The 4,621-nt window shown below is 32.5% G+C and carries 4 protein-coding genes; 1 reads left to right on the forward strand and 3 read right to left on the reverse strand.

The genetic code is table 11. The annotated features are described in order from the left end of the window. Positions 1-71: 71 nt before the first annotated feature. Entirely contained in the window at positions 72-263 is a 192-nt protein-coding gene (locus GVV20_RS10715; protein WP_159740089.1) for a transposase, read from the forward strand. Positions 264-1,476: 1,213 nt separating this feature from the next. Here the strand turns inward: GVV20_RS10715 and GVV20_RS10210 are convergent. The 3 genes from GVV20_RS10210 to GVV20_RS10220 all read right to left on the reverse strand — a co-directional run bounded on the left by GVV20_RS10210 (position 1,477) and on the right by GVV20_RS10220 (position 4,560). Continuing rightward, on the reverse strand, positions 1,477-2,679 hold the full coding sequence (locus GVV20_RS10210) for a recombinase family protein (protein WP_268891068.1): 1,203 nt from the start codon (positions 2,677-2,679) through the stop codon (positions 1,477-1,479). 730 nt (positions 2,680-3,409) lie between these two features. Further along, positions 3,410-3,862 (reverse strand): hypothetical protein, encoded by a 453-nt coding sequence (locus GVV20_RS10215; protein WP_159741727.1) that lies wholly within the window; start codon positions 3,860-3,862, stop codon positions 3,410-3,412. A gap of 11 nt (positions 3,863-3,873) precedes the next feature. Then, on the reverse strand, positions 3,874-4,560 hold the full coding sequence (locus GVV20_RS10220; protein WP_159812639.1) for an ABC transporter ATP-binding protein: 687 nt from the start codon (positions 4,558-4,560) through the stop codon (positions 3,874-3,876). Between the last annotated feature and the right edge of the window lie 61 nt (positions 4,561-4,621).

Here is a 4,621-nt window from a genome sequence, read left to right on the forward strand (position 1 = left end):
GTACTATACTATAAATATGGACAGTAAAAAGGTAAAACATACATTATAAGAAATGAATTAAAAACCTATTTATGCCAAACAAAATAACGCGATTTTCTGAATATTTTAAGAAATCAATTGTTGTTCTCTGTCATTATGGTCAAACTTTGTTTCGACTCTCCGAAGATTATGGTGTTGCTCGCTTCACATTTCAAAAATGGATTAAACTCTATTCGGAAGTCGAAACAGATAATGGAGAGATTCTTATCACTAAACACGTTTGAGAACTCCAAAACAAGCTGCATTATTCAAAGAAGAGATCCTCATCTAAAAAAAATTGCCATATTCACGACTCACTCAAACAACGACTAAAAGCTATCGAGTTACTTAAATCAAATCACAAGATATCACGTCTTTGTAAATCTCTAAATGTCGACCGTTTTACTTACTACAACTCTATAATCGTGAACCTTCAACCCCGATATTGAAAATCAGAAGAAAAGGTCTCTTCTTTTGGAGCTTTACATAAAATACAATTAGCAATTAGGTGCTATAAAGCACAATCGTCGTCTCTATGTTGAATATGGCATATCCATAAGTCTTGGACAAGTTTGTAGACTCTTAAAGTCTATGTCTTTACCACGTATGTCAACTGTCAAACCTTCATTCAAAACTTCTCAACATACTAATAATGGAGAGTGTACTAATTTTCTTAATCAAGAATTCAGTCTTTAGAACCAAATATAGTATCAGTTAGTGATTTTACTTATATTAAAACGTCTAAAGGATTCTGATATCTTTGCGTTATTATGGATTATTTTCTCGTAAAATCATTGCATGGTAGCTTTTGATTCAAATGAATTCGACCTTACTACTCGATGGTTTTATGATGCTTGCCATTTAAGAAAACCTCAAGGAAGTCTTCTTTTCCCTTCATATTGTGGTTCACAGAATCGCTCCTGCAAAGTAAGGAAAGTAATGAATGACCATAACGTAGTACAATCCTTCTCAAAAAAGTCATATCCTTGAGATAATGCGGTTTAAGAATCATTTTTCAAATATTTAAAGGATGAAGAAACAAGCGGTCGATTTATCTTAGAAAGCGAAGACTGCCAAAATGTCTATTCACTTATATTAATGGCTTCTATGATCCATTCAGATCTCTTTCGTACAATCTTGGCTGTCTTCTGATAAAAAAGAACTTGAAAATAAACAATTAATTTCCTAATTAATAACCTGTTTATTAACATTGGTCCTGGAAGAAATGTTCGATAAATGGGAGAGTCTGTAATTATTTTGTATTATTTATGTACTATTCATGTACTCTCATATTCTTAAACACTAAAAAACCCACTGTATAGCGGGTTTTGCTGATATATTGGTGCCCCAACCCCCGCCTAAGCGAACTTTGAGTTATCATATGTGTCATTAGGACACATGTTTATTCTAAAAAATATTATATCATGATTGGAAAAACAATCAAGTGATTTTGCAAATTTATTTATTTGTTTTAAACTCGATATCCTTTACTCGAAGAGTGTGCATATTAATCACAATATCAACAACATTTTTACGAACAAATATTTGACGTTGTGTCGTTGACATATTTTCCCATTTCCACACACTGTTTGAAAGTTTAGTAATTTCGATCTCATGCTTAGATTGATTGTCATAGAGCAGCTTACACTGACTACTATAGTAGTCGATGCTGACCAGCCCTTTATCCAATAGATAGTCTAATAAATTTTTGTTTGAATCAACTCTTTTCAATGTGTTCACTTTAGATTCTATAGAATTCATCACAATATCCTTTATGTGATTGTTCATCTGAACCGTGAGATCGTTAATTAAGTTTGATTCATTGATATACTGTCCGTTGCTATTTTTATAGTACAGATAGTAACCCGCACTCTTTTTTGTTGGCTTAACAGCTAATAATTCCCCTGTTCTGCTATCTTTACACTTCCCTTTGAATATGTACGGATACTGGCTTCTTTTATTCCTAAGTGCAAGAGCATGTTGTACGTCGTCAAAGTAACTCGCCTCGAGTATCGCAGGCGAATGGTTATCAATTGAGATACGAGCATTCTCATATGTTCCCTTGTAAATTTTGTTATTCAATAAGTGCTTAATTCTGTCATAAGTCCACATGAACTTTTCCATCCTATGTGCATTATTGAAAATATGTCTAATTTCTCCCCTGCTTTTGAATTCATAAAAGTATAGATAGTAAGCTTCTTTGACTATTGCAGATTCTCTTGGATTAATTTCTAGTCTCTTATCGACCAAATCATATCCAAATGGAGCCCTTCCATGCACCCAGTTACCTTCATAGGCAGACTGATCCATACCTCTAATAGTTCTTTCACTTATGGCCTCTGTTTCCCATTGTGCAACAAGAATAATCATTGACACAAAAAACCTACCAATTGCAGTCTTAGTATCAATTTTTTCTTTTAGACTAAATAATTGCACATCATATTCGTTGAACAACTCCAGCATAAACATCAAGTCTGTCACACTCCTAGTGAGCCTGTCTAAATTGTGTACTACAACTTTACAGATTTTACCTTGTTGAATATCAGATATCAAAACTTTCATTTCTTTGCGATTCAAAGTCCTTGCAGAATAACCATCATCAATGTACTTGATGATCGGCTCTTGAAACTCTTCTTCATAAACCTGAAGATATTGTTCAATTCTCCTTTCTTGTTCCCTAGATTATACCCATACTCTGCTTGGTCTTCACTTGACACTCTGCAATACACTGCTATTTATTTAATTACACCCATATCTATACTCCTTTACTTTTAAATAACGGAGTACCCCCATAAAACGCTAGCTCAATAATTGTAGCACAAGGAATCAATATTTTTTCAACTGTCATAAGACGCACTAAAATTTGAATAATTTTCCACATAAAACTACACCGATATATACCGTTGTATGACAATGAATAATCTGGTGATGAAAATTTCAAATATAAGAGTATTTGTATCATTCATCAAAAGAAAAAGACCTCCGGAAAATAGAGGTCTTACTTAAGTAAAAGGCATGTCGTTAAATTATGCATTTACTCAATATAAACTTGAGGGGGGCTCAAGTCTATATATAATTTATACCATACTAAAACACTACAGACAATAATCGCAGCCAAATGTCATCATTCCTTAAGTTTATGAAGATGTATAACATTCTCACTATCGAGATTTTAAATGACTTATAGCAATAGCTTTTACATTACTTGTTAGATCTACCCCTAAGGGGATAACACAAATTTCTTTACTATTACAGATGTAGTAAAATATCTATTCAGTATATATTAATAATAATTATGAGTATAGTAAACTCTCTGGAATATTTAATAACCACGGTTACGTAAACTAGATTCAATCACTATATTGTTTAATACATTTATTGATTTTCTTTTCTATTTCGTAACAATCTGTTTTGTTTCAATTATGGTGTCTATCATAACTTGAAGTGCCTCAATCAATATTATTGGAGTTAAATAGTAACCCGGTATAGTTATTTCTTGAATGATAATAAAGTAAACTGTTGTCACCACTACGATCATCACTAAAACACAGTATAGGATATACTTCATTATTGTAGGGATTCTATAAGTAATTTCTCTTGATGCCCAGTAGCTACTGAATATTAGCTCAAATAGACCTTTTATTAGAACTTTTATTCCATGAACCAATAAATATGAGACAAACGACGACCCCATATAGTTTAAAATTTTGTGCTCTGGATTAGACACTAAAAATATAGTCAGATTTATGAATAAATATAATGATGCAAGAAATAACTCTAGTTTGAGATTAATTTCCGAATGCTTTCTAACTCTATTTATTTTTGAAACAATTCTGCTCTTCATAATTTACCATCCTACATTGTATCATCACTTTTTTTGTTCATCTTTACCTCCAGATTTCCGTCAGTAATCTCGAAAATTATGTCGCAATCACTCAATAACCTTCTATCATGCGTAACCATAACGACAGTCGTATTTAGAGTTCTTGTCATATCTTTAAGAATTCTTACAACATCGAATGCTTTTTCTGTATCTAGACTAGCTGTAGGTTCATCAGCGAGAATAATTTCTGGTTTTAGAATTAAACTCAGAGCAATCGCAACACGCTGTCTTTCCCCTCCAGATAATTCTTCCGGATATTTTCTTTTTAGATGAGTAATATTAAGATCATTCAACAAGGCTTCATATAGTTCTGAATCACCTTTTTTACTTTTACTTAACTTGAAAAAAAATTGTTCCTCAACTGTCAGGAAAGGGACAAGATTTGATGCTTGTAGTACAAAACCAAGCTTCTCAAACCTTATTTTGGATCTCTCTTTTTCTGAAACACCGTAAATATCTACGCCATCTAATTCAATAGTTCCTTCTGTTGGTCTTTGTAGGGCTCCCATGATTGTCAGTAAAGTAGATTTACCTGAACCACTTGGACCTACAATTGCTGCAAATGTTCCTTTTGGAAGGCTTAGAGTCACATTGTTCAAAGCTAAAATATTGGTTCTTCCATCATCATATTTTTTACTAATATTTAATAATTTAAGCATACAGTTCTCCTATAAAGATTCCAATGGATCGATTTTCAGGACAGAATAGGCTGAAAATACT

This window comes from Erysipelothrix aquatica (assembly GCF_009828775.2).
Classification (GTDB): Bacteria; Bacillota_I; Bacilli_A; order Erysipelotrichales; family Erysipelotrichaceae; genus Erysipelothrix; species Erysipelothrix aquatica.